A 26,823-nucleotide genomic window follows, 5' to 3' on the forward strand; every position below is an offset into this window, starting at 1 on the left:
TCATGCAGGCTGTTGATGGGTCAAGCGCGCGACGGCGGGCGCGCCGAGCGGTGTGCCGGCGCTGCGTGCCGCGTACAAGGCCGCGCCCAGCACGGGCGCCAGTAGCGGCGCGGCAAGCAGGTAAGCCGCCGGCCGCGCGGCCAGCGCGGCGTCGAAGGGACCGCGCAGCAGGCCGCCTTCGGCGAACAGGCCGCCGGTGAACGACACCGGTAGCGGCGTGTCCAGCGTCACCCCGAGCCCGGCGCGTACCGCGTCCACCATGTCCGCCAGTTCGGCGGCGGCGCGCTCGAAGATCGCCCGCGCTTGCTGGTCGCCGGCCACGGCGGCATCGTGCACCAGGCGCGCCAGTTGCGCCACCCGGCTGCGCTCGCCATTCAGGGTGCCGTAGACGACGGCGCAGAGATCGAGGTCGTCTTCCAGCGCCAGGCGTTCGCGCACCAGGGCGTGCAAGGCGCCGCGCGGCGTGCGGCCGTCGCTCATGCGCGAGAACAGCGCCAGCCCTTCGCGCGCGATCCAGTAGGCCGAGCCTTCGTCGCTGAACAGTTCTCCCCAGCCGCCGGCGCGCGCCTGGCGGCCCGCATATTCGCCGTAGGCCATCGAGCCGGTACCGGCGATGACGCTGATGCCGTCCGCGCCGGCCAGCGAACCGGCCCAGCTGCACACCATGTCGTTGCCGCACAGGTAGCGCCGGTGTTGCAGGATCGCCTGCGGCAGCGCATCGAGCGCCGCCTGCGCCTGCCGGTCTTCGCCGTAGGCCGGCAGCCCGAAGAAGGCGAAATCGACGGCCTGCGCATCCACGCCGGCGCGCTCGAGGAGTATGCGGCAGCCGCGTGCCAGCGTCGCGCCGGCGCCGTCGATGCCGACTTCGATATGGTAGACCCCAGGCTCTTCGTGCCGGGCCAGCACCTCGCCGCGGGCGTCGACGAGCGCGAACGCGGTCTTGGTGCCGCCGCCGTCAACCCCGAGGAACATGGTGCGCCTCGCTGTCGAACGGATAAATGGTCACGCCGCGCACCACGCGGTTGACAGTGCCGGAGCGGCTCGGGGTATCGGGACGCAGGCCCAGGGCCAGCGATTGCAGGAAGGCGAAGCCCTGGCAGAACACGATGTAGGGCAGGGCGAGTTCGAGATCGGTGAGGGCGTCGGCGCCGTCGAAGGCAAACGCGTCCTCGCCCGCCGCGCCGCCCGCTTGCGCATCGAGCACCAGCACGCGGCCGGCGCTGGCATCGGTGCGCAGTTCGCGCACCAGGTCGAGGTCGTAGCGGCGCGCCTGCGGGTCGTTCGAGAGCAGCACCACCACCAGCGTGGCCTGGTCCACGATCGTTTTCGGGCCATGGCGAAAGCCCAGCGGCGAATCGAACATGGCGACCACCTGCCCATCGGTCAGTTCGAGCAGCTTGAGCGCCGCTTCGCGGGCCAGCCCGCGCAGTTCATTGCTGCCCAGGTAGACGACGCGCCTGAAGCGCTGGTTGACGAGCGCCGACAGCAGCGGCAGCGCGCGCGCGCCGGCCTGCTCCGCGGCCGCGGCCAGCGCGGCGGCACGCCCGGGCGCGGCCGCGCCGAACGCCAGCGCCGCCGCCAGCAGCATCGAGGTGAAGCTGGTGGTCATGGCGAAGCCGCGGTCGTGGGTCGCATCCGGCAGCAGGATGGCCAGCGCATTGGCCCGCTCGCCGCTCATGCGGTACAGCTGGCCTTCGGCGTTGCAGGTGATGACCAGGTGGTAGACCTGCTTCACCAGCTGGTCCGCCAGTGCGACGGCGGCAATGCTTTCCGGGCTGCTGCCGGAACGGCCGAACGACACCACCAGGGTCGGCGTATCCGGTTGCAGGAAGCGGCCCGGTCCCGACACCAGGTCGGTGGTCGGCACCGCCTCGGCGCGCCGTCCTTGTGCGAGCAGGGCAGGCGCCAGGCATTCGCCGATGAAGGCGGAGGTGCCGGCGCCGGTCAGCACGATGCGCAGGTCCGGCCGCGCCAGCAGCGGCACCAGGAAGGCGTCGATGGCGGCGCGCTGTTCGGCGACGAGGGCCTCGATGCGCGGCCATACGGATGGCTGTTGCGCGATCTCGCGCGCGGTGAGGGCGCCCCCGAGTTGTTCCAGGCGCTCCAGGTCGTGCCCGAGCACCAGGTTGCGTTCTACTAGCATGTTTCGAGCTCCCTTGTGGCGGCGCCTGCCGTGCAGGCGCGCATGTACTGGCGCAGCACACGGGCCACGCCTTCTTTCAATAATTCCGATGGTGTTGCGCGCAGCCGGCCGTCGCGGATCGCCTCGTACTGGTGCGGCAGGTACTGGCTCAGCAAGGTCAGGGGCGGGGTGTGGCCTTCGAGGTTGGCCAGCAGCCGGGCCTGCGCGGCCTGGATCGCCGGATGCGGCCAGTAGTAGCGGATCCGGTCGCTCAGGCTGAACTGCTGGTCGAAACGCGTGCGCGCGGCGTCGTGGTAGTACTTGCGCCAGTATTCCGGCTCGGCGCGCATCACCTCGAGCACCACTTCCTTGAAATTGGAGACCTGGTCCAGGCCCGGCATGCCGTTCTCGATATCGGCCAGCGCCCACAGCGTCTCGCGCAGCGCAAAGGTCAGTCCCGGCCCCACCTTCAGGATCGCGAAGTGGTCGCGCACCAGCGCCTCCAGGTTGGCCGGGGTCTGGTAGTCGGTCGAATGGGCTTCGTAGACCAGGGTCGGCTCGGACTCGATGAAGCGGCTCAGGGCGCGCGCTTGCCCGGGACGGTAATCGATCACCTTGTGGTGGTCGAATTCGACACCGGGCTGCACCACCAGGCCGATCACGCGCGGCCAGGCCGCGTCGAGGCCCGCCGCCGCGAAGGCGGCGCGGTGGGCGGCGATGGTGGCGGCGGCGGCGTCCGGCGTCGTGACGCTCAGCTCGGCCAGGTCTTCATGCGCACCGCCCGGCACCGGTACTTCGGTACCGACCACGTACACGGGCGCCTCGCCGCCGGCGCGGCGCCAGGCCTGCTCGGCCACGGCGCACAGGCGCGCGGCGCGCGCGGCCACCGCCTCGTCGGCCAGCGGCACCGGATCGTCACTGCAGGACATCGAGCAGTCCAGGTGGATCTTGCGAAATCCGGCCGCGACATACTGGTCGATCAGCACCTCGGCCTTGGCCATCGCCTGTGCGGCGGGCTCGCCCTGCCAGGCATTCGGGCCGAGGTGGTCGCCCCCGAGCAGGACCTGCTGCACCGGGAAACCCACCCGCGCGGCGATACCGTGCACGAAGTCGCGGAAGGCGGCGGGCGTCATCCCGGTGTAGCCGCCGTCCTGGTTGACCTGGTTCGAGGTCGCCTCGATCAGTACCGGCATGCCGGCCGCGGCGGCTACTTCGAGCGCCGCTTCGATCACCAGCGGGTGCGCCGAACACACCGAGTAAATGCCCAGCGGCTGGCCAGCCTTGTGGCCCTGGACGAGGTCGAGAAGGACACGCATTGTTCAGGCTCCCAGTTGGTCGGTGTTGGTGGTGGACCCGTCCTCGGGCTGGAGCGCGAGGAACAGGGCGGCGGCGAGCGACAGGCCGATGCCGGCGAGCTTGAAGCCGTTCGGCAGCGTCGCCGCCATCGTCACCGAGATGATGGTGGTCAGCAGCGGGGCGCCGGCGTTCACGAGCGGCGACACCACCAGCGCCTTGCCGTAACGGAAGGCATAGACCAGGGTCAGCGCGCCGATGGCGTTCAATACCTGGGTCGCCGCGGCCAGCAGCGGCCCGTTCGCGCCATAGTTGATCGGCTGCGAGAAGTCGGTCATGTACAGCGCGACCGGGATAAAGGCGAGGGCGCTGAAGGTCATGTAGAAGAAGATGCTTTCGGCGTCCATGCTGGCGTTGGCCAGCTTGATGAAATAGGCCTGCAGGCCCCAGGCCACCAGCACGCCCAGCGCCAGCACGAACCACAAGCCGTAGTCCTGGACAGCCTGCCCCGGCGCGTAATCGAACAGGGGCAAGGCGCACAGGGCCAGCACGATTCCGGCCACGCCCATGGCCCCGGTGCGCTCGCGCAGGAACAGGTAGGACAGGACGATCGTGATCACCGGCGATAGCGAGATCAGCGGGAAGATCAGGAAGGTCGGTCCCACCTTGACGGCGTGGAACAGGATCATCTGGCCGCCGGCGCCGAGCAGGCCGATCGCCAGGCCGTAGACCACCGAGCGGCGGTCGCGGCGGATACGCCACCCGCTACGCGCCAGCACCACCAGGGCGGGGGGAATCATGGTCAGCGCCCATACCACGTAGACCAGGGTCTCGGGGAAGCCATGCTGGGCCGGCAGGCCCGCAAAGGCGCCCCACACGCCCCACAGCAGGGTGGTGGCCAGGGTGTAGCCCAGCCAGTTCGTCGTCTTCATCGTGCGGTCCTCAGAACTTGACGCTCATGCCGGCGGCATAGGTGCGGCCCCAGGCTTCGAAGCCGTAGATGGCATCGCTGCGGCCGAGGTTCGAGCGCATCACTTCGTCGGTCAGGTTCTTCGCTTCGACGAAGAGGGTGACGTTCTTGTTGATGTCGTACGAGGCCGATGCCGTGACCCAGGTGATCGCATCGACCTTGTTCGGCAGGCCGGCGACGGCGTTGGTGCTCTGGGTGTACTTGCCCGTGTAGTCGAACGAGATCGAGGCGTTGAGGCCGTTCTTCTCGTACAGCAGGCCGAGCGAGGACGCGGTCGGCGCCACGCCTTCGAGCTGGCCCACGTACTGGCCGTTCGAGAACGCGCGGGTCCAGGTCCTGGCGATCTTGGCGTTGATGCCGAAGCCGTTGTCGAACAGGTGCTGCGCCGCCAGTTCGACGCCGCGCACGTTCGCGGTATCGCCGTTGACCGGGTGGGTCACGGTGTACAGGTAGCCCGGCACGCCGATGTCTACGTGTTCGTCGGTCTGGTAGGTGACGAAATGCTTGATCTGCTTGGCGAACAGCGCCGCGCTGACCGCCGATTTCGGCCGGTAATACCATTCCACCGACAGGTCCTGCTGCACCGCCTCGGTCGGCTTGAGCTTCGGATCGCCCACGATATTGAGCAGGTAGGTGCGGTCGAGCGTATTGTCGGTGCGGGTCGGCGCCAGCTTGTCGAGCGACGGACGGGCCATCACCTTGGCCAGCGCCGCGCGCACCACCAGGTCGCTCTGCAGCCAGTACGCGAGGTTGGCGGATGGCAGCAGCTTGGTATACGAGCCTTCTTCCGACACCGGCGTGGCCGGGCTGTAGGTGATGTTCGGGCTGCTGGTCGGGATGTTCGGGGTCGGGTCGTCGATGGCCACGATGCGGTCGATGGCGCTCTTCGAGGTGGTGCGGGTGTGCACCAGGCGCGCGCCGACGTTGGCGTTCCAGTTATCGCCCGAGAACTCGAGCTGTCCATACAGGGACGCGGTCTTCTCGGACACGTCGTAGGAGTCGGTCGGCACGAACACCGGCTGCGACAGGCGCGAATCGTACACGGCGCCGGTCGGGTTGCCCTCGCCGTCGAGGACCGGCTTGCCGTCGAGCTTCTTGAGCGCATCGAAGTAGGCCGGCACGTCGAAGGCGATGAAGCTGGTCGGGAAGGCGCCGCCCGCGCCGCGCATGTAGTTCGGCAGGTTCATCGGCCGCACCACGTCCGCGCCCAGGCTGGCGAAGGTGGTGCTGTACATGTCGCAATACTGGCAGGCGCCGCCGCTCTTCTCGTTGCCGATCGCGTTGCGGGTCTTGGAGCGCGAGGTTCCGTTCAGGCCGAACGAAAAGGCGCTCAGGTTCCAGCGGCCATCCAGGTTCAGGCGGCCTTCGAGCGAGGCGCCGTCGACCGTGTCCTTGATATCGGTGCCGGTCAGCCCGGTGAAGTGCACGCCATAGTCCTTGTTCCCGAGGCGTCCGGCCGCCAGTTCGGTGGCGAGGTCGCGGCCGTCTTCGAGCGTCACGCTGATATCCGGGAACGCGTTCTCGTTCGCGCGGAAATAGCCCGTGTTATTGCCGGCGATACCAGCCACGACGAAGTTGTCCTTGCCGCCCGACTTGCGCTTGGAGGTCGAGCGGTAGACGTCGCCGATCAGCTTCAGGCCGGCGATCGGTTTCCATTCGCCTTTCCAGCCGACCTGCGTGGTGTCGACTACGCGGTCGACGGTGACGTTCGACATTTCCGGAACCAGGTCGTGCACGGTCATGCTCGTGATCAGGCCATTCTTTGCGACCACGTCGGACCAGCGGTCCGGCGCATGCTCGACGTAATACGACTGCTGGTAGCCGACCTGCGGCGAATCGAGCCGGGTCGCCAGCGCGTCGATCGTCATGCGGAACTGCGGGGTGACCTTCCATTCGAAGGCGCCGGACAGGGCCGCGCGCTTCTTCTTTTCGAATACCGATCCAAAGGAAATGCAGCAGGAACCGAGCAGCTTGCTCTCGGCCGGCGAGATCGCGCCGTTGCCGTCGATGTCGAAGCTGCCTGGCGCATCCGGGTTGAAGGTGTGGTAGCCGAGCGAGTCGGTCCGCACGTTGCGGTTCGACAGCACCGCGCCGAGGAGGACGCCCATGGTGTTGTTGTTGAAGGTATTGCTGACCACGCCCGACAGCTTGGCGCCGTTCTTGCGCGAGAGGTCGTTATGGTCGCCTTCCACGCGCACCGAGGCGTGATAGCCCGGCGCATCGAAAGGACGCGCCGAACGCAGGTTGACCGAGCCGCCGATACTGCCTTCCATCTGCGCGGCTTCAGGCGACTTCATGACGTCGGCGCCGCTGATGACCTCGGACGGCAGGACGTCGAAGGCGAAATCGCGGCCGTCGCCGTCGGTCGCCAGGATGCGTTTGTTCAGGGTGACGATGTTATAGCCCGAGCCGAGGCCACGCACATTGATGTACTGGCCTTCGCCGCCCTTGGTGCGCGCTACCGAGACGCCGGAGATATGGGTCAGCGAATCGGCCACGTTGTCGTCCGGGAAGCGGCCGAGCTCGGTCGCCGAGATCGAATCCTGGATGACACTGCCGTTGCGCTTCAGATCGAGGGATTTGGCGAGCGCCGCGCGTGCGCCGCTGACGACGACGACCGCCGGCTCCGCGGGCGGGGACGCGGTCCCGGCGGGGGCGGCGTCGGCTGGGGCCGGCGGCTGCACTTGCGCCAGCGCCGAACCGCACAGCGCCATCTCGACCGCCGCCGCGAGAAGGCTGAGGCGGAATCCCTTTTCGAATCTGGTGCGCATGGCTTATCTCCTGTAGATGTAATTGTTTCGAAATATTAATAGAACGGTTTCGAAATGGCAAGGAGCTTTCGAAAACTTTCGAAACTTAGGAATAACGAAAGAAAGCGACAGGAAAGGGAAGGGTGGCCGGTCCCGGGATGAGTTGAACCGGAGCTGCAGCCAGGCGGATCGGGCGTAAAAAAACCGGGGCGGCTGGCCCGGTTTGTGGCGCTGTTGCGTGTGACGTCCGTGGCGCGCATGATCCGCGTGGGCATGCCCACCCTACGGGACACGCTGCGTATCCGGATTTCGTGTGATCTCGCCGTTTGCGGATTCCGTAGGGTGGGCATGCCCACGCGGATTCAACACACCATTAACAGAACAGGCAACAGCCCCACGTCCCGACGCCTACCGATCGTCTTCGCCCACCTGGCTCGCCCGCCCATAAAAAAACCGGGACACATGGCCCCGGTTTTTTGTACAGCACAGCGCGAAAAATCAGCGCGCAGCCTGTGCCGGCGATGCCGGCTGACTCCACCCACCACCCAGCACACGGTACAGCGTCACCTGGTTCTGCAGCCGCGCCAGGTTGGCCTGCACCGCGGCCTGCTGGGCCTGGAACAGCGAACGCTGGGCGTCGAGCAAATCGAGGTAGCTGGCCGCACCGCTCTTGTAGCGCAGGTCGGACAGGTTGTAGCGGTCCTGCTCGGCGAGCGCCACCGCGCGCTGGGCGCGCAGCTGCTCGCTGAAGGTCGCCTGGCCGGCCAGCGCATCCGCCACTTCGCGGAACGCGGTCTGGATCGAGCGTTCGTACTGGGCGACCGCGATGTCGCGGCCAGCCCTGGCCGCGTCGACGCCGGCGCCGATCCGGCCCAGGTCGAAGATCGGCAGCACGGCTTGCGGCGCGAAGGTCCAGCCGAAGGAACCGCTCTTGAACAGGCCGGACAACTCCGTGCTGGCGCTGCCCACCGAACCGGTCAGCGAGATGCGCGGGAAGTAATTTGCGCGCGCCGCGCCGATGTTGGCGTTCGCCGCGATCAGCTGCTGCTCGGCCGCGCGGATGTCCGGGCGGGCGACCAGCAAATCGGACGGCATGCCGGCCGGCAGGTCGGGCAGTTCGGTCGTGGCGAGCGTGGCGCCGGCGGGCAGGTTTTCCGGAATCGGCTCGCCCACCAGCAGGGTCAGCAAATTCGCATCCTGCGCGCGCTGGCGCTGCAGCTGGGCCAGCGTGGCGCGCGCGGTTTCGACGAGCGAGCTTGACTGCTGGAGTTCCAGCTTCGACACCACGCCGTTTTCGAAACGCAGGCGCGTCAGGCGGTCCGACTCTTCACGCGTTTTCACCGTCTGCTGGGTGATGGCCAGCAGTTCGTCGTCGGCCAGCATCGTCAAGTAGGTGTTGGCGACCGAGGCGATCAGGCTGATCTGCGTCGTCTTGCGCGCTTCCTCGGTGGCGAGGAATTGCGACAGCGCGACCTGCGACAGGTTGCGCACGCGGCCGAACAAATCGAGCTCGAAGGCCGAGACGCCGAAACCGGCCTGGTAGATGCTCGAGATCGGCTCGTCATTGCCGGTCGTCTGGCGGCTGCCGCTGACGACAGCCGACACGGTCGGCACGCGGTCGGCGCGGCTGATGCGGTACTGGGCACGGGCCTGCTCGATGTTCAGGACCGCCACGCGCAGGTCGCGGTTGTTTTCCAGCGAGAGCGCGATCAGCTGGCGCAGGCGCGCGTCGGCGAAGAAGCGCTGCCATTCCAGGCTGGCCGGTGCTTCGGACGTCGCCGTCGGCAGCGTCGTGCCGCCGGCCTTCGGCAGTTCAGGGAAGGCCGGGGCCACGGGCGCCGCCGGGCGCTCGTACTTCGGCGCCAGCGACATGCAACCGGCCAGCGCCATCGACAGGGCAAGCGGGGTAACGAGTAATTTGAGCGCTTTTTCCAGTGTCTTCATTTAGATTTTTTCCTCAATAGCCGGGCTGGTGTCTTCCTCGTGGGCGTACTTCTTGCGCTGGCGCTCGCTGCCCTTGAACAGCTTGCGCACGACGACGAAGAACACCGGCACGAAGACCACGCCCAGGGTGGTGGCGGTAATCATGCCGCCCATCACGCCGGTACCGATGGCGCGCTGCGATGCCGAACCGGCGCCGCCCGCGATCACCAGCGGCAGCACGCCGAGGATGAAGGCCAGCGAAGTCATGATGATCGGACGGAAGCGCAGGTGGGCCGCCTCGATCGCCGCTTCGACCGCCGTGCGGCCTTGCGCCTGCAGGTCTTTCGCGAACTCGATGATCAGCACCGCATTCTTCGCGCCCAGGCCGATGATGGTAATCAGGCCGATCTTGAAGTACACGTCGTTCGGGTAACCGCGCAGCATCGCCGCGGCCAGTGCGCCAAGGACGCCGAGCGGCACGACCATCAGCACCGACACCGGGATCGACCAGCTTTCATACAGCGCGGCCAGGGCCAGGAACACCGCCAGCAGCGAGAAGCCGATCAGGATGCCGATCGTCGAACCCGACAGGCGCTCTTCGCGCGACTGGCCGGTCCATTCGAAGGCGAAGCCCGCCGGCAGTTTGGCCGCCAGCGCTTCCATTTCGTCGAGCGCGGCGCCGGTCGATTGACCCGGCGCTGCGTCGCCCGAAATGCTCATGCTCGGATAGCCGTTGTAGCGGATCGTCTGCATCGGACCCGTCACCCACTTGGTGGTGGCAAAGGCCGACAGCGGTACAGGTTTGCCCTGCGCATTCATGGCGTTCAGGCGCAGCAGGTCGTCCGGCTGCATGCGGTCCTTCGCATCGGCCTGCACCACCACGCGCTGCAGGCGGCCGGCGTTCGGGAAGTCGTTCACATAGGCCGAACCCAGCGAGGTCGAGATCGCGGTGTTGATCGCGCCAAAGCTCACGCCCAGGGCTTGCGCCTTGTCGCGGTCGATGTCGAGCATCACTTGCGGCGCGTCTTCCAGGCCTTCCGGACGCACGCCGGCCAGGATCTTGCTCTGCGATGCCATGCCGAGCAGCTGGTTACGCGCGGCCAGCAGGGCGGCGTGGCCATTGCCGCCACGGTCCTGCAGGCGGAACGAGAAGCCGGTGCCGCGGCCCAGTTCCGGGATCGGTGGCGGGGAGAGGGCGAAGATGAAGGCGTCGCGCTGCGAACCCATCATGGCGCCGGTAATGCGGCCCGCGAGCGAGCCCGCGGCCGAGTTCTCGCCCTTGCGCTCATCCCAGTCTTTCAGCGGGATGAAGGCAAGCGCCATGTTCTGGCCCTGGCCCGAGAACGAGAAGCCCAGCACGCTGACCATGTTCGCCACTTCCGGCTGCTTCATGATGAAGTTTTCGGCGTTGCGCATGACCTGGTTGGTACGTTCCAGCGTCGCGCCCGGCGGCAGCTGGATGTTGGCGACGATATAACCCTGGTCTTCGTTCGGCAGGAAGGAGTTCGGCATGCGCGTGAACAGCAGGGCGACCACGCCGATCAGCAGCACGAAGACGACCAGCGCGCGGCCGCTGCGGCGCAGCAGGCCGCCCACGAAGCCTTCGTAGCTCTTGGCGGTGCGGGCGAAGCGGCGGTTGAACCAGCCGAAGAAGCCTTTCTTCTCGTGGTGGTGACCCGCTTCGACCGGTTTCAGCAAGTGCGCGCACAGGGCAGGGGTGAGCGACAGCGCCATGAAGGCCGAGAAGGCGATCGAGGACACCATCACGGCCGAGAACTGGCGGTAGATGTTGCCGACTGCGCCGGCGAAGAAGGCCAGCGGCACGAACACCGACATCAGGACCACGGTCACGCCGATGATGGCGCCCGAGATCTGGCCCATGGCCTTGCGGGTGGCGAGCAGCGGCGACAGGCCTTCCTCGCTCATGATGCGTTCGACGTTCTCGACGACCACGATCGCATCGTCGACGACGATACCGATGACGAGCACCATGCCGAACATGGTCAGCACGTTGATCGAGAAGCCCAGGGCGAGCAGCGTCGCGAGCGAACCGAGCAGGGCCACCGGCACCACGATCGTCGGGATGATCGTGTAGCGGAAGTTCTGCAGGAAGATGTACATCACGACGAACACCAGCAGGATCGCTTCGATCAGGGTGTGCACCACCTGCTCGATCGAGATGTCGATGAATTTCGAGCTGTCGAACGGGACGGTGTATTTCACGCCGGCCGGGAAGAATTTCGACAGTTGCTGCATGCGTGCGCGCACCAGCCTGGCCGTTTCCAGCGCGTTACCGGTTGGCGACAGCTGGACACCGATACCGGTCGCAGGCTTGCCGTTCAGGCGTGCCGATGGCGAGTATGCCTGGGCGCCGAGTTCGATGCGGGCGACGTCGCGCAGGCGCACGGTCGAGCCGTCAGGATTGGCGCGCAGGACGATGTTGCCGAACTGTTCGACGGTGCTGAGCTGGCCGGTGACGACGACGGTCGCGGTGATTTCCTGGCCGGCGGCCACCGGCAGGTCGCCGATGGTGCCCGACGCGACTTGCGCATTCTGGGTGGCGATCGCGCTGTTGACGTCGGCCGGCGACAGGTTGAAGCCCACCAGCTTGGCCGGGTCGATCCAGACGCGCATCGCACGCTCGGTACCGAACAGCTGGGCGGTACCGACGCCTTTGATACGCTGGATTTCAGGCAGCACCGTGCGCGAGGCGTAGTCGCCCAGCGCGATCGGGTCCCATTTCGGGTCGTCCGACGACAAGATGGTGAACAGCAGGAAGTTGGCGCGGACCTTGTCCACGCGCACACCCTGCTGGTTCACCGCTGCCGGCAGGCGCGGGCTTGCCCTCGACAGGCGGTTCTGGACGTCGACCTGGGCGAGTTCCGGATTGGTGCCGGTCTCGAAGGTCAGCGTGATCGAGCCGGTGCCGTTGGCCTGGCTGGTCGACTCCATGTAGATCAGGCCGGGAGAGCCGTTCATTTCGCGTTCGATGACGGAAATGACCGAGTCTTCCAGCGTCTGTGCCGATGCGCCCGGGTAGGCGGCGTTGATCACGATCGACGGCGGAGCCACGTTCGGATACTGCGCGATCGGCAGCTGGGTGATCGCAACCCCGCCCATCACCATGATGAACAGTGCGATCACCCAGGCGAAAATAGGGCGGTCAATAAAAAAGCGTGCCATTGGAAAGTCCTGTTTCTATGCGTTGCGGCTTAGCGGGCGGCAGTGGTGGCGCCGGCCGGAGCTGCAGCGGCCGGGGCTGCGCCCTCGGCGTGCGGCGCGGTCCATGGCACGGCCTTCACCGGGGTACCCGGCGGCATCATCTGGATCTTCTGGAAGCCGTCGACCATGACGCGCTCGCCAGCCTTCAGGCCTTCCAGCACGACCCAGTTCGAGCCTTGCTGCGAGCCGATCTTCACCGGGCGCGGGGCCGGCTTGTTGTCGGGGCCGATGACGGTGAGCGTATCGCCCTGGGCGCCGCCGCGGGTGACGGCTTGCTGCGGTACCAGGATGCCGTTCGGCAGCGAGGCCTGCGACAGGCGCACGCGCACGTACTGGCCCGGCAGCAGGGCGTTGTCCTTGTTCGCCACTTCGGCGCGCAGGGTGACCTGGCCCGAGGTCGGGTCGACGGTCACGTCCGAGAACAGCAGGCGTCCCTTGGTCGGCAGTTCGGTGCCGTCGTCGAGCATGACGGTGACCGGCACGCTGCCGGCCTGGCCGCCCGACTGCTTGCGCAGGCGTTGCAGGTCGGTGGCGGACTGGGTAATGTTCAGGAACATCTTGTCGGTCTGCTGGATGAGGGCCAGCTGGGTCGCCTCGGCGGCCGACACCAGCGCGCCTTCGGTGACCAGGGCACGGCCGATGCGGCCCGAAATCGGGGCCGTCACGTTGGCGTAGCCGGCGCTGATCTGGTTGATCTTCAACTGGGCACGGGCGGCGGCCACGTCGGCTTCACCCTGCTTCTGGGCGGCGACGGCGTTCGTGTACTCCTGTTTGCTGATGGCGTTCGCTTCGACCAGCGGCTTGTAGCGCTCGGCCGTCGCCTTGGCCTGGGTCGCATTCGCCTGTGCGCGGCCGAGGGCGGCCTGGGCGCTGGCGACCTGCGCCTGGTAGGGCTCCGGATCGATCTGGTAGAGCGACTGGCCTTCCTTGACCACGCTGCCCTCGGTAAACAGGCGCTTCAACACGACGCCGTTGACGCGGGCGCGCACTTGCGCCACGCGCACCGGCTCGGCGCGGGCCGGCAGTTCGGTTTGCAGGGCGACCGGCTGGGTCGTGGTGGTGATGACGCCGACTTCAGGCGGCGGCATCTTGCCGCCGGCGCCAGGGCCGGCCTGGGCGGCGTCTTTCTTGCCGCAGGCCGACAGCAGGGTCACGGCCATCAACGTGCAGGCGGCAATCCGGCTGAGGGACAAGGACGCCGAGAGGGGAGAGGAGTGGGCAGAGCGCATTACGTGCTTCCTTCTGGTTTTTTGGAAAAGACGCAACCGCCCTCGGTACCTCGTAGGTCCCGTGCACGGTTGCATCACTGGCTTTTAATGAATTTTATATATACTATCACGAGTGTATGTTTAACGTGCAGGACCAACCAAAAACGGAGAGAAGATGGCCCGCAGGACAAAAGAAGAAGCAGCGGCCACGCGCGACAGCATCTTGGATGCTGCGGAGAAATTATTTGTTGAGCAAGGAGTCTCGCGAACGACCTTGCAGCATATCGCAACGGCCGCCGGTGTGACGCGCGGTGCGATTTATTGGCATTTCGATGACAAGGGCGCGCTGTTCAACGCCATGATGGAGCGGGCGACGCTGCCATTCGAGTGCGCCCTGAACGTGCTGGGCAAGGCCGAGGCAGCCAATGTGCTGGACGAGCTGCGCAGCTTCATCGTCGAGATTTTCCGGGTCACGGAGACCAACCCGCAGGCGCGCCGCGTGTTCGAGATCGCCTCGCTGAAGGTCGAATTCGTCAGCGAGATGGACGCCGTGCGCGTGCGCCGCCGCCAGAGCCAGCAGGAGTGGATGGCCCAAGTCATCGAGCGCATCAAGCTCGGCCAGGCCACGGGCCAGGTCCGCCAGGACGTGCAGCCGCAGGTGCTGGCGGTCGGCCTCTGGGCCACGATGGATGGCCTGATCCGCAACTGGATGTTCGAACCCGGCTCCTTCGGCCTGGTCAAGGTTGGGGACCAGGTGATCGGGACCATGCTCGAGGGAATTCGTCCGCGCTGACTTCGGCATGATGCGCGTCGGCGGCACGGGTGTACCGCGTGGACTCGGGAGCGGTTCGCCGCCCGGTCCACCCTACGTTTCTGGAACGTTGGCACTAGCGTAACGTAGGGTGGGCATGCCCACGCGGTACGGCCTTCGCACATGGCACGCGCGCGCCCCGGCCCCGCTCCGCCCGCAAACACTGATTTGGCGGACGAAAAAAAACGCCGGCATCCCGCCGGCGTTCCGATCATGATGTCACCAACAACGCGACATCAACGCATCTCTTCAATCATCTTCTTGAGCTTCTTCGAGTCGGCCACGAAGGCGCGAATCCCCTCCGCCAGCTTCTCGGTCCCCATCGCATCTTCATTGAGCATGAAGCGGAAGCTCTTCTCATCGACCGCGATCTTTTCGATCGACGCATCCGCATCGTCAGTCAGCTTGCGCTCGACCGGCGCATCGCTGTCGGCCAGCTTCTGCAGCAGGTCCGGCGAGATGGTCAGCAAATCGCAGCCCGCCAGTTCCAGGATCTGCGAGGTGTTCCGGAAGCTCGCGCCCATGACTTCGGTCTTGTAGCCGAAGCTGCGGTAGTACTGATAGATGCGCTTGACCGACTGCACGCCCGGATCGTCCGCACCCGTGTATTCAAGGCCGCTCGACTTCTTGTACCAGTCGTAAATACGGCCGACGAAGGGCGAAATCAGTTGCACGCCCGCTTCGGCGCAGGCGACTGCCTGGCACAGCGAGAACAGCAGGGTCAGGTTGCAGTGGATGCCTTCTTGTTCCAGGATCTCCGCGGCGCGAATGCCTTCCCAGGTCGACGCGATCTTGATCAGCACGCGCTCGCGCGACACGCCGGCCGCCTCATACAGCGCGATCAGTTCGCGGCCCTTGGCGACGGTCGCTTCGGTATCGAAGGAGAGGGCGGCATCGATCTCGGTCGACACGCGGCCCGGCACGAATTTCAGGATCTCGACGCCGAACGCGATCAGAAGGCGATCGACGATTTCCTCGGTCGAGCCGCCGTTCGATTCCGCCACGGCCTTCTGCAGCAGCGGCAGGTATTCCGGCTTCTGCACCGCTTTCAGGATCAGCGACGGATTGGTCGTTGCATCCTGCGGCGCATAGGCTTTGATGGATTGAAAATCGCCGGTATCGGCAACGACCGTCGTATATTGCTTCAGTTGTTCAAGTTGATTCATATAATTTGCCTAAATTGTAATATTGCAAAATATTCTATGTACGCCAGCGTCGTCCGTCGATTTTCGTAGGGTGGGCACTCCGTGCCCACGCGGAACGATGATCACTGTTTGCCGGGATTCGCGTCGAAACGCAGGCGATCAGCAATCGGTCGCTTCGATAAACGCCGCCACCATCGCCTCGAGCCCGACCCGATCCTCTTCCGAGAACCGGTCCAGTACAGGACTGTCGATATCGAACACGCCAACCAGCGTGCCATCCTTCATCACCGGCAGCACGATCTCCGACGCCGACGCCGAATCGCAAGCAATATGCCCCGGAAACGCATGCACATCCGGCACCACGATCGTCTTGCGCTCGACCGCGGTGGTACCGCACACGCCGCGCCCAAACGGAATCCGCGCGCAGGCCGGCTTGCCCTGGAAGGGACCGACCAGCAAATCCTGGCCTTCTCCCTTTTTCGACGGCACGGCCAGGTAAAAGCCGGCCCAGTTCAGGTCGGCGAGGGTGTCGTACACGAGCGCGGAAAACTGCGATGCGTTGGCGGTGAGGTCGCGTTCCCCTTCGAGGACGCTGGCCACCTGGCGCACCAGCAGGTCGTAATCGGGACGGGTGCTGCGTTCTGGATTGATGTGCATGGCGCTGGGATGAGGCTGGACGAAAACCGCTATTTTACAGCCAGCACGGCCGATCCTGCGCAGTGCTGCGCTTCACCGGACAACTGCTTCGTGTGGATTCATGGCCGCCCCAGAAAGCGTCCGGCCTTCGCCTCGAGTAACTGGATCAGTTCCGGCTGCAGATACGCATAGTTGTCGGGAATGTCGAGGCAGACGATGCGCTTGCCGTTCAGGTGGCGCCGGAATTTGGCCGACAACTTGCTTCGGTGCGTCTTTTCCATGACGAAGATAATGTCGGCCCACTGCAGCTGCTCGGGCGAGACCGGGATGTCGGCGTCGGCGCCCAGGCCCGCGGAATCGGTCTCGACGCCGGGCCAGGTCGAAAAGACGTGCTCCGCCGTCGGGCTGCGCAGGCGGTTGTGGGTACACAGGAAGAGGGCGCGCATCATTGGCTGTTTTCGGCAAGTCTGGTTGCCACGCAGAGCAGCTCAAAATGCAGCGCCACGAATTCGAACCCATCGTGCAGGTCGAGATGCGGCAGGCAGCGCACGTGCACTTCACGGAATTCCTCCGCGCTCGCAAACGTCTCGCCGCGCCACACGGCTTCCGGAATCTCGCCGAAGCGGATCACCTCGACCTTCGCCGCCCGAATCGTGCAGCGCAGCCGTCCCTTCAGGTCGAACACGTCGATGAGATCGCCCGCGACATAGCCGCCGTCTCCCAGTTCGCCGTAACCCTTGTGATAGTCCTCGACCGTGTCGGCAGTGACCGTCTTGCGGCCCGCGATCACGTCGCGCACGAGACTGTCGTCGTTCTCGTCCGCACCCCAGAAGGTGAGTTTTTTTCGCTGCGTCATGCCGTCACCTGCGCGCTGCTGGAGACGGCGTGCGCCAGGTCGTCGAGCGAGGCCGGCTTGGTGAGATGCAGGTCGAAGCCGGCGAGGGCGGCGCGCTCGACATCGGCCTTCTGGCCGTAACCGGTGAGCGCCACCAGCCGCGGCGCCGCGCCCGTGCGCCGGATCGCCGCCGCCAGCGCATAGCCGTCCATGTCGGGCAAGCCGATGTCGAGGATCGCCACCGCCGGCCGGTAGCGCGCGACGGCGTCGAGCGCGGCGGCGGCGCTGTGGGCGACGTGCACGGCGTGGCCGAACTGCTGCAGCACCAGTGCCGTCGTCGCGGCCGCGTCGACGTTGTCGTCCACCACCAGCACCTGCCTGGCAACAGCCCGCAGGTCCGGTTGCGCCTCGGGCGCCGGTGCCTGTGCGGCGGCCAGCGGCAGCTCGACGATGAAGCGGCTGCCGGTGCCCGGCCCGTCGCTGTGGGCGTACACCCGCCCGCCGTGTAGTTCGACGATCTTGCGCACGATCGCCAGGCCCAGTCCCAGGCCGCCGGTGATGCGCGCGACCTGCTGCGGCGCCTGGTAAAACGGCTCGAACACGCGCGCCAGCAGTTCCGGATCCATGCCGATGCCCTTGTCGCTCACCTCCAGCCGGGCGTGGTGGGCGTCGGCCGTGAGCGCGACGCTGGTATTGCCATCGCCGAAACGCTCGGCGTTCGACAGCAGGTTGCTCAGCACCTGCACCAACCGGCTCTCGTCGCCCACGACCCAGACCGCATCGGGCGCCGCCACCGCGACCGGCGCGCCGGGACGGCTGGTGACCGCATGGCGTACCAGCTCGGCCAGGTTCAGGGTGCGCAGCTCGAGCTGCATCTTGCCCGAGGTGATCCGTGACACGTCGAGCAAATCGTCCACCAGGCGCTTGAGGTGGTTCACCTGGCGCCGCATGATGGTGCGTTCGCGCAGGCTGGCGCCGTCGGCGCGCAGGTCCATCAGGTCGAGCGAAGCGACGATCGGACTCAACGGATTGCGCAGCTCGTGGCCGAGCACGGCGAGGAACTCGTCCTTCACGCGGCTGGCGTCGCGGCTCGCGGCCAGCGCTTCCTCGAGCGAGGCGAGCAGGCGCGAACGTTCCTGCTCATGGGCCGCGTGCTGGCGCGCCGCCATTTCCAGCCCTTGACCCATCAGCGCCAGTTCGCGGATGCGCGACGGCGGAATGGCGACTTCCTGGCCGGCGCCGAGGGCCGCGGCGCCGCGCTGCAAACTGGTGAAGCTGCGCGCGATCCGGTTTGACAGCAGCGAGGCCAGGCCAATGCAGGCCAGCAGCGAAGCGGCCAGGCCCCAGGCATACAAGGCGATGCCTTTCAGGGAAGCCGCGCCGATGGGCGGCTGCGGCACGCCGACGGCGACGGTCCAGCCGTAGCGCGACACGCGGGTGAACGCCGTGGCGACCTTGTCGCCTTCCAGCGTGGTCGTTGCGCCCACACCTTCGGGCGGCGTGCCCTGCATCAGCCGCAAGGCCGAAGGCGTGGGCGACCTGGCGACGGACTGTTCCTGGTCGCGCGAACGGGCCACGATCGACCCGAAGGCGTCGATGATGGAGATGACCGAGTCGGCCGGCACGCGCTGGCGTTTGAGCACGCGCAGGATGCGGTCGGGCTTGATGACGGCGGTCAGCGCATACAGGCGGCCCGCTTCGTCGCGGATCGCCACCCGCACCGGGAAGGCCGCATGCCCGCGCGGCCCGCGCGTGACACGCCCGACCAGCGGCCTTTGCACGGCCAGCAACTGCTGCAGGCTGTCCGGATCGTTGATGGGTCCAGCTGGCGTGCCGAAGGCATCGTTGGTGCGAAACAGGACGTTGCCCTTGGCATCGGTGAGGATGATCGCCAGCCATTCCGGCTGGGACGCCACCTCGCTGCGTGCGATGTCGTAAAAGGCGTGCAGATTGCCGGCACCCATCGCCGGGGCGCGGGCCAGGCTGGCCAGCGTGGCGATCGAACCGTCGAGTTCCGCATCGACCGCGCTCGACAGGGCGCGCGCCTGGTCGAGCATGGCACGCTGCTGGTCGCGTTGCTGGTACTGGCTGGCCGTGTGCAGCGACCACAGGCCCAATAAGGCCAGCGGCAGCAGGCCGATCCCGCTGAGCAGGATGAGCAGCCGACGCAAGGAGAGGGTGAAACCTGGAGGCGACCGCATGGCATGGCTTTTTGGTAAAAAGGCATTATACGGTTAAACGGGGACGTAATTTCGACTATGCAAGCGTAGGGTGGGCGCCCCGTGCCCACGCGGACTGTCGTGTCATGTTTGCTGCGTTTTTGCAGCGATCTATTCATGCAGATACGGTGTCATCGGAGGGATCACAACGTTCTCATGCGGCCAACATGACGGTCGCGTTCCGCGTGGGCACAGGGTCCGATCGCGGCCCGGCCCACCCTACGGAACCCGCCCTCGTCAGCCGATAAACGAATCGAACTGCATATCGAATTCCTCGAGCGCCTTCTGCGCGTTCTGCATCTTCTTGCGGAACTCCGGCCCGCGCTGCAGCGCCAGGCCGACGGCCAGCACGTCGATCACGACGAGATAGGCCAGGCGCGCCGAGATCGGCGTGTAGGGGTCGATGTTGAACACCAGGTCGATGGGAATGAGCACGCTCGCCATGTCGGCCAGCGGCGTGCCCGAGGGCGCCAGCACGATCACGTCGGCGCCGCCGCGGCGCGCCAGTTTCGCGGAGCGCACCAGCTGCGGATTGTTCCCGCGCTGCGAGATCGCCACCACCGCATCGCCTTCGCGCAGCAGGGCGGCCGCGATCGAGTGGATCGCCGGGTCGGCGTAGGCGACCGTCGGCACGCCCGAGCGGAAGAATTTGTGCTGGGCGTCGGCGGCCACGATGCCGGACGTGCCCTGGCCATAAAACTCGATCTTGTTCGCGCGCGACAGGATGTCGAGCGCCTTCTGCACCGACTCGGCATTCAAATTGTTGCGCAGGTCGAGCAGGGTGTTGATCGAGCGGCTGCAAATTTTATTCACCAGGTCCGCCGCGAGGTCGTCCTGGGCCGGCTGCTCGTTCGTGCTGGGCAGCGCCAGTGCCAGGCCTTGCGCGAGTTTCAGCTTGAACTCATGCCAGCCGTCGTAGCCGAGCGTGCGGCAAAAGCGCACGACGGTCGGCTCGGACACCTGCGCGTTTTTCGCCAGGGCCGTGATGTTCTGGCTGACCGTGGCGGCGGGCGCTTCCAGCACGGCCAGCGCGACCTTGCGCTCGGACTTCGAGAGCGAATCGAGCTGGGTGCGGATCGAGTCGAGCAACATGGGCTTAATCTTCCGGTAATGCTTCTTCGCGCCACTGCAGGCCGTCGCGGCCGATCAGGGCGGACGACGAGGCGGGACCCCAGGTGCCGGATGCGTAAGGCACCGGCGCCGTGTCGTCCTGCTCCCAATGGTCGAGGATCGGCTCGACCCATTCCCAGGCCGCTTCCAGCTCGTCGCCGCGCATGAACAGGGTCAGCTGGCCGCGCAGCACGTCGAGCAGCAGGCGCTCGTAGGCTTCCATGCGCGGCGCCTTGAACTGCTCGCGGAAATCGAGTTCGAGTTCGGCCTGCTTCAGGCGCATGGAATCGCCTGGCGTTTTCGCCATCAGGTTCAGGGATAGCCCTTCGTCCGGCTGCAGGCGGATCACCAGGCTGTTCGGCTGGAAGCTCGACGTCGGCTGGTTGAAGATCGAATGCGGGATCTGCTTGAAGCGCACCACGATCTCGGCCAAACGATCCGCCATGCGTTTGCCGGTACGCAGGTAGAAGGGTACGCCGGCCCAGCGCCAGGTGTCGATCTCGGCCTTCATGGCGACGAAGGTTTCGGTCTTCGATTGTTTTGGTGCTTCCGGCTCGTCGCGGTAGCTCGGCACGGCCTGGCCGTCGACGAAACCGCCGCGGTACTGGCCGCGCACGATGTTTTGCGACAGCGTGGTCGGCGTAAACCGCTTCAGAGAGCGCAGCACCTGCAGCTTGGCGTCGCGCACGGCGTCGGGCGCGATCGAGGTCGGCGGCTCCATCGCCACGATGCACAGCAGCTGCAGCAGGTGGTTCTGCAGCATGTCGCGCAGCGCGCCCGAGTTGTCGTAGTAGCCGAGGCGGTTGCCGACGCCGATCTTCTCGGCGATCGTGATCTGCACGTCCGAAATCCACTCGCGGCGCCAGAGCGGCTCGAACAGCACGTTCCCGAAGCGCAGCGCCAGCAGGTTCTGCACGGTTTCCTTGCCGAGGTAGTGGTCGATCCGGTAGATCTGCGATTCGGCGAAGACCTTGCCGACATCGAGGTTGATCTGCTTGGCCGAGGCCAGGTCGCGCCCGAGCGGTTTTTCCAGCACCACGCGCGAACTTGGGGTCGCCAGGCCGGTCGCAGCCAGGTTGTCGCAGATCTGCGCGAAGATCTGAGGCGGGGTGGCGAGGTAGTAGACGCGGGTGATCGCATCGTCCTTGCGCAGCACCTCGACCAGCGGGCCGTAGGTGTCGACATCGGTCGCGTCCAGCGCAATGTAGGTGATGCGCCCGAGGAAATTGCGCCACTTGCCTTCGTCGACGCTGTCCTGGTCCTTGATGTGCTGCTTCGAATGGGTGTCGACGAAGCGCAGGAATTCGTCCTGCGTGCTCTGGTCGCGGCCGACGCAAATGATGCGGGCGCTGGCCGGCAGGTCGCTGCAGACGTCGCGCGCATACATCGCAGGCAGGAGCTTGCGCATCGCAAGGTCGCCGCTGCCGCCAAAGAGAACGAGGTCGAAATCGGAAAGAGCCATAGTGGTATTCGGTCGCAAAGGGTGGGGAAAGCTGATCATGTAAATTTACTACATGAATATGCGCTTGGCAAGAAACTCTACTACGTTTGTGAATCAGGGCGGGATTGATGGTGCCATAAGCGGCACGGACGGGGCGTTCCCCTTATGCTTGCCGACGGGACGTAGGGTGGGCGCCCCGTGCCCACCGGGAAGCGTGCGCCACGTTCACTCCGTTCGGGCCAAAGAGCATGCATCGAGACAGGTCGCGTCAAAGCGGACCGCAACATTCAAACAAGGTTAACACCGTGCGACGTTCCGGTGGGCACGGGGCGCCCACCCTGCATCAGCGCCGATATTCCGGCTGCACCTGCCCGGCCACGTCAACGCGCATGCACAGCACCTTGCCCGTCAGCGGATACTGCTCGATCTCCGCAGCCGAGCGTCCATGGCTGGCGCTGGTGATGTACAAGGTATGCAGGTCGGACCCGCCAAAGGCCACCGCCGTCGGGCAGCGCACCGGCAGCGCGATCTCGCGCAGCAGTTCGCCCGTCGGCGACAGTTTCAACAGGCGCCCGCCCTCGAACATCGCGACCCAGTAATTGCCCTCGGCATCGACCGCCGCGCCGTCCGGACGCCCGCCATAATCCGCCGCGCTCTTGTCGAGCGAGAAGGTGTACAAGGTGCGCCCGTTCGCATGGGTGCCGGTCGCGGGATCGAAATCGTAGCAATCGATCCGGTGGCTGGTGGTATCGGCGTGGAACATGGTGCGCCCGTCCGGCGTCCAGGCGAGCCCATTCGAGTTGGTCATGTTGCCCGACCACGCAAGGCGCAATGTGTCGCGCTCGAGTACGTACATTTCGGCGGCCGGCTTGTCGCGCGGCTCGTACATGGTGCCGACCCAGAAGCGCCCGGCCGGGTCGACGCGGCCATCGTTGAAGCGGGTAATCGCCGTGTCGTAGGGCGCAGGGCAGATGTCGGCGATCTCGCCGGTCGTCGTGTTCAGGCGTACGAAGCCGAGACGGGTGGCGACCACCAGGTTGTTGTCGCCGTCGGCCGCAATCGCCGAGGGCTCCGAGGCCATCTTCCAGGACGAGAATTTGCCGCTGGCCGGGTGCACGCGGTTCACGGTCAAGCCGTTGATGTCGACCCAGTACAGGGCCGATTCCACGTCATGCCACAGCGGGCATTCGCCGACTTGCATTGCGTCGTTGTGGACGACGTCGATCTTGAAGGTTTTCATGGTGTCGCCGCTGTTGTTCATTAGACGGCGGCCTTCGCTCTGGCGATCAGGCCATTGGTCGAACTGTCGTGCGCATCAGGCCGCGGCTCGCCCTTGAGTTCCGCCTCGACCTGCCTGGCCAGTACCTTGCCCAGCTCGACGCCCCACTGGTCGAAACTGTTCAGGTCCCACAGCACGCCCTGCACGAAGGTCTTGTGTTCGTACAGCGCGATCAGGGCGCCCAGCGTGGCGGGCGTCAGGTATTCCATCAGGATCGTGTTGCTCGGCCGGTTGCCGGGGAAGGTTTTATGGGGCGCCAGGCGTTCGATCTCGCTCGGCGACAGGCCTTGCCCCTGCAAATCGGTGCGTACTTCGTCGATCGTCTTGCCCTTCATGAAGGCTTCCGATTGCGCGAAACAGTTCGCCAGCAGGGCCGTGTGGTGGTTCTGCAGCTCGTGCGCCGGACGCAGCGCGGCGATGAAATCGATCGGCGTCACGTCCGTGCCCTGGTGCAGCAGCTGGAAATAGGCGTGCTGGCCGTTGGTGCCCGGCTCGCCCCAGATCGCAGGGCAGGTTGGCGTGTCGACGGGTAGCCCGTCACGCGTGACGCGCTTGCCGTTGCTCTCCATGTCGAGCTGCTGCAGGTAGGCCGGGAAGCGGTTCAGGTCCTGGTGGTAGGGTGCGATCGACACCGAGGTGCAGCCGAGGAACTGGCGGTTCCAGAAGCCGACCAGGGCCAGCAGCATCGGCATGTTTTCTTCGACGGGCGCGCTGCGGAAGTGCTGGTCCATCGCGTGGGCACCGGCCAGGAAGTCCGAGAAATAGCCGAAGCCGACGGCCAGGGCCACCGGCAGGCCGATCGCCGACCACACCGAATAACGCCCGCCGACCCAGTCCCAGAACGGGAACATGTTGGCGGGGTCGATGCCGAAGGTTTTGATGGCCTCGACGTTGGTCGACACCGCCACAAAGTGTTTGGCCAGCGCGTTCTCGGGTGCATGCGCCAGGAACCACAGGCGCGCGGTCTGCGCGTTCATCATGGTCTCGGCCGTGGTGAAGGTTTTGGACGCGACGATGAACAGCGTGGTTTCGGGGTTCACCTTTTCCAGCGCGGCGTCCATGTCGTGGCCGTCGACGTTGGAGACGAAGTGCAGGGTGAGGCTCGGATGGCTGTACTGGCGCAGCGCCAGGCACACCATTTTCGGGCCGAGGTCGGAGCCGCCGATGCCGATGTTGACGATGTCGGTGATCGGTTTGCCGGTATGGCCGAGCCAGTCGCCGCTGCGCACGGCTTCGGTGAAGGTTTTTACGCGCGCCAGCACGGCATGGACGTCGGCCGGGACGTCCTGGCCGTCGACCGTGAGCGCCGCATCGCGCGGGGCGCGCAGGGCGGTGTGCAGGACGGCGCGATTCTCCGTGTTGTTGATCTTTTCGCCGGCGAACATGGCGTCGCGCCGGGCTTCCACGCCGCGCTCGCGGGCAAGGGCCGCCAGCAGTTCAAGCGTGCGCCCGTCAAGGCGGTTTTTTGAATAGTCTAGAAACAGGCCGGCGGCCTCGATCGACATGCGCTCGAAACGCTGCGGGTCGGCTGCGAACAGGTGCCGCATCTCCCAGTCTTCCGCCAGTGCGGCGTGGGTTGCGAGGGCCTGGAAGCTGGTCGTGCTGGTCAGTGGAATGGCGGTCATGTGAGCGGGCGATGTTGTTTTAAACAGATTATCGAATGATACAGGAATGGGAAGTAAATTCACTACAGGTTGAGGCGTGCGCCGCGGATCGTCGCGTTACGTCGACGATGATCGACCGCTGAAACGCGTGGCATGCCCACCCTGCGGTGCGCAGCGGTCCACGAAAATAATGTGCTTCCCGGCAGGTCGTGCCACGTAGGGTGGGCATGCCCACGCGTGACGCACCGCCGCACATCGAAAAGCGAGCACGCGCCAAACCCCATTCCCGTTTTGTAGTAAAATTTCAGAACCCAATTTCGAAGGAACGATTATGGCGCTGCACCCCGTAGTTGAACAGGTAACGAACCGGATCATCGAGCGCAGCCGCGTCTCGCGCGCGGCCTATCTCGCGCACCTCGAGGCGGCGCGCATCCAGGGCGTACAACGCGGCGCGCTGGCCTGCACCAACCTGGCCCACGGTTTCGCCGCCTTCCCCGAGAACGACAAACTCAGGCTGCGCGAGCAGAAGAAGCCATCCGTGGCGATCGTCTCGTCCTACAACGACATGCTGTCGGCCCACCACCCCTTCGAATACTTCCCGAAAGTGATCAAGGACGCGGTGCGCGAGATCGGCGCCGTGGCCCAGTTCGCGGGCGGCGTGCCGGCCATGTGCGACGGCGTCACCCAGGGCCAGCCGGGCATGGAACTGTCGCTGTTCTCGCGCGACACCATCGCCATGTCCACTGCCGTGGCGCTCTCGCACAACATGTTCGACGCCGCGCTGTACCTGGGCATCTGCGACAAGATCGTGCCGGGCCTGCTGATCGGCGCGCTGCACTTCGGCCACATCCCGGCCGTGTTCGTGCCGGGCGGCCCGATGACCACCGGCCTGTCGAACAAGGAAAAGGCGCGCGTGCGCCAGCTCTACGCGCAGGGCAAGGCGACCCGCGAGGAACTGCTCGAATGCGAATCGCAGTCCTACCACAGCGCCGGCACCTGCACCTTCTACGGCACCGCCAACAGCAACCAGATGCTGATGGAGATGATGGGCCTGCACCTGCCGGGCGCCGCGTTCATCACCCCGGGCACCCCGCTGCGCGATGCGCTGACGCGCGAGTCCTCGCACCAGGCGGTCGCGATCTCCCAGCAGGGCGGCCACTACATGCCGGTCGGGCACGTCGTCGACGAGAAAAGCATCGTCAACGCCATCGCCGCGCTGCACGCGACCGGCGGCTCGACCAACCACACGCTGCACCTGGTCGCCATTGCGCGCGCGGCCGGTATCGTCATCGACTGGAACGACTTCGACGAGCTGTCGAAAGTCGTGCCGCTGCTGACCCGCATCTACCCGAACGGCGAGGCCGACGTGAACCACTTCCAGGCCGCCGGCGGCCCGGGTTTCGTCATCCGCGAACTGCTCGATGCCGGTCTCGCGCACGAAGACGTCAACACCATCCTCGGCCACGGCCTGCGCAAGCATTGCAAGGAGCCCTTCCTGGACGAGACCGGCCGCGCCGTGTTCAGGGACGTGCCGCAGCAGTCCGGCGACGAGTCGGTGCTGCGCCCGGCCTCGAATCCGTTCAACGCCAACGGCGGCATGGTGCTGGTCAAGGGTAACCTCGGCCGCGCGGTGATGAAGGTCTCGGCCGTCAAGATCGAACACCAGACCGTCGAGGCGCCGGCGTTGACGTTCAACTCGCAGGAAGACTTCATGCACGCCTATAAAGCCGGCCACCTGAACCGCGATTTCGTCGCCGTGATCCGCTTCCAGGGCCCGCGCGCGAACGGCATGCCGGAACTGCACGCGCTGACGCCCTCGCTGTCGAACCTGCAGGACGCCGGCTACCGCGTGGCGATGGTCACCGATGGCCGCATGTCGGGCGCATCGGGCAAGGTGCCGGCAGCGATCCACGTCTCGCCGGAGATCCTTGCCGGCGGCCCGCTGGGCCGCATACGCGACGGCGACATCATCCGCGTCTGCGCCGCCACCGGCACCCTGGAGGCACTCGTGCCGGCCGAGGTGTGGGAGGCGCGCAAGCAGGTCACGGCCGACATCTCGGCCAGCCACATCGGCATGGGCCGCGACCTGTTCGGCATGTTCCGCCACCACAGCAGCGCGGCGGAAGAGGGCGCGGCCACCTTCCCGCTGCCATCGCCACGCCACACCACCGTACCCTTGCATGAAGGCGCCGACAGCGGCGAAATCATGCCCGGCTCCGACGAAGACTTCCTGTTCAAAACCCCGAAGTGACTAT

General features: G+C 66.1%; 19 protein-coding genes. 2 read left to right on the top strand and 17 right to left on the bottom strand.

The window, feature by feature from the left end; translation table 11 throughout:
• The 8 genes from AC1MEM_RS09710 to AC1MEM_RS09745 form a co-directional block, all read right to left on the bottom strand.
• On the bottom strand, positions 1-972 hold the full coding sequence (locus AC1MEM_RS09710; RefSeq protein ID WP_499476892.1) for an N-acetylglucosamine kinase: 972 nt from the start codon (positions 970-972) through the stop codon (positions 1-3).
• The gene (locus AC1MEM_RS09715; protein ID WP_499476894.1) at positions 956-2,143 is read right to left on the bottom strand and encodes an SIS domain-containing protein; all 1,188 of its coding nucleotides are present in this window, start codon (positions 2,141-2,143) and stop codon (positions 956-958) included. Before AC1MEM_RS09715 ends, AC1MEM_RS09710 begins: the two co-directional genes overlap by 17 nt.
• Positions 2,137-3,438 (bottom strand): D-tagatose-bisphosphate aldolase, class II, non-catalytic subunit, encoded by a 1,302-nt coding sequence (locus AC1MEM_RS09720; protein ID WP_499476896.1) that lies wholly within the window; start codon positions 3,436-3,438, stop codon positions 2,137-2,139. Before AC1MEM_RS09720 ends, AC1MEM_RS09715 begins: the two co-directional genes overlap by 7 nt.
• 3 nt (positions 3,439-3,441) lie before the next feature.
• Entirely contained in the window at positions 3,442-4,347 is a 906-nt protein-coding gene (locus AC1MEM_RS09725) for an EamA family transporter (protein ID WP_499476898.1), read from the bottom strand.
• Positions 4,348-4,357: 10 nt separating this feature from the next.
• Positions 4,358-7,156: a TonB-dependent receptor gene (locus AC1MEM_RS09730; protein ID WP_499476900.1), complete on the bottom strand. Its 2,799-nt coding sequence runs from the start codon at positions 7,154-7,156 to the stop codon at positions 4,358-4,360.
• 477 nt (positions 7,157-7,633) lie between these two features.
• Positions 7,634-9,079 carry an efflux transporter outer membrane subunit gene (locus AC1MEM_RS09735; RefSeq protein ID WP_499476902.1) on the bottom strand — a complete coding sequence of 482 codons (1,446 nt, stop codon included), beginning with the start codon at positions 9,077-9,079 and terminating at the stop codon, positions 7,634-7,636.
• Complete coding sequence (locus tag AC1MEM_RS09740) at positions 9,080-12,241, bottom strand: efflux RND transporter permease subunit (RefSeq protein WP_499476904.1); 3,162 nt, start codon at positions 12,239-12,241, stop codon at positions 9,080-9,082. It lies immediately after the preceding gene.
• Positions 12,242-12,270: 29 nt separating this feature from the next.
• The gene (locus AC1MEM_RS09745; protein WP_499476906.1) at positions 12,271-13,509 is read right to left on the bottom strand and encodes an efflux RND transporter periplasmic adaptor subunit; all 1,239 of its coding nucleotides are present in this window, start codon (positions 13,507-13,509) and stop codon (positions 12,271-12,273) included.
• Positions 13,510-13,762: 253 nt separating this feature from the next.
• Between AC1MEM_RS09745 and AC1MEM_RS09750 the strand changes: the two genes are divergently transcribed.
• Positions 13,763-14,281 carry a TetR family transcriptional regulator gene (locus tag AC1MEM_RS09750; protein WP_499476908.1) on the top strand — a complete coding sequence of 173 codons (519 nt, stop codon included), beginning with the start codon at positions 13,763-13,765 and terminating at the stop codon, positions 14,279-14,281.
• 254 nt (positions 14,282-14,535) lie between these two features.
• Here the strand turns inward: AC1MEM_RS09750 and tal are convergent, their stop codons facing one another.
• From tal to pgi, 9 genes are all read right to left on the bottom strand, one after another.
• Positions 14,536-15,465, bottom strand: coding sequence for a transaldolase (gene tal / locus AC1MEM_RS09755; protein ID WP_499476910.1), 930 nt, complete (start codon positions 15,463-15,465; stop codon positions 14,536-14,538).
• A 138-nt stretch (positions 15,466-15,603) separates the two neighbouring features.
• On the bottom strand, positions 15,604-16,101 hold the full coding sequence (locus AC1MEM_RS09760) for a GAF domain-containing protein (RefSeq protein WP_499476912.1): 498 nt from the start codon (positions 16,099-16,101) through the stop codon (positions 15,604-15,606).
• Between the two features lie 98 nt (positions 16,102-16,199).
• Positions 16,200-16,529, bottom strand: a complete 330-nt coding sequence (locus tag AC1MEM_RS09765) for a low molecular weight protein tyrosine phosphatase family protein (protein ID WP_499476914.1) — start codon at positions 16,527-16,529, stop codon at positions 16,200-16,202.
• On the bottom strand, positions 16,526-16,936 hold the full coding sequence (locus AC1MEM_RS09770; protein ID WP_499476916.1) for an ASCH domain-containing protein: 411 nt from the start codon (positions 16,934-16,936) through the stop codon (positions 16,526-16,528). The genes AC1MEM_RS09765 and AC1MEM_RS09770 overlap by 4 nt, the downstream gene beginning before the upstream one ends.
• A complete protein-coding gene (locus AC1MEM_RS09775) occupies positions 16,933-19,116 on the bottom strand; it encodes a hybrid sensor histidine kinase/response regulator (protein ID WP_499476917.1) in 2,184 nt (727 codons plus the stop codon). Before AC1MEM_RS09775 ends, AC1MEM_RS09770 begins: the two co-directional genes overlap by 4 nt.
• 255 nt (positions 19,117-19,371) lie before the next feature.
• Positions 19,372-20,226, bottom strand: coding sequence for an SIS domain-containing protein (locus tag AC1MEM_RS09780; protein WP_499476919.1), 855 nt, complete (start codon positions 20,224-20,226; stop codon positions 19,372-19,374).
• Positions 20,227-20,230: 4 nt separating this feature from the next.
• Positions 20,231-21,706 (bottom strand): glucose-6-phosphate dehydrogenase, encoded by a 1,476-nt coding sequence (zwf, locus tag AC1MEM_RS09785; protein ID WP_499476920.1) that lies wholly within the window; start codon positions 21,704-21,706, stop codon positions 20,231-20,233.
• Between the two features lie 322 nt (positions 21,707-22,028).
• On the bottom strand, positions 22,029-22,925 hold the full coding sequence (locus AC1MEM_RS09790; RefSeq protein WP_499476921.1) for an SMP-30/gluconolactonase/LRE family protein: 897 nt from the start codon (positions 22,923-22,925) through the stop codon (positions 22,029-22,031).
• Between the two features lie 20 nt (positions 22,926-22,945).
• Positions 22,946-24,589, bottom strand: a complete 1,644-nt coding sequence (pgi, locus tag AC1MEM_RS09795) for a glucose-6-phosphate isomerase (protein WP_499476923.1) — start codon at positions 24,587-24,589, stop codon at positions 22,946-22,948.
• A 310-nt stretch (positions 24,590-24,899) separates the two neighbouring features.
• Between pgi and edd the strand changes: the two genes are divergently transcribed.
• A complete protein-coding gene (gene edd / locus AC1MEM_RS09800) occupies positions 24,900-26,819 on the top strand; it encodes a phosphogluconate dehydratase (protein ID WP_499476924.1) in 1,920 nt (639 codons plus the stop codon).
• The last annotated feature ends 4 nt before the right edge of the window (positions 26,820-26,823 follow it).

It is taken from the genome of Telluria sp. AIW5 (assembly GCF_056680575.1).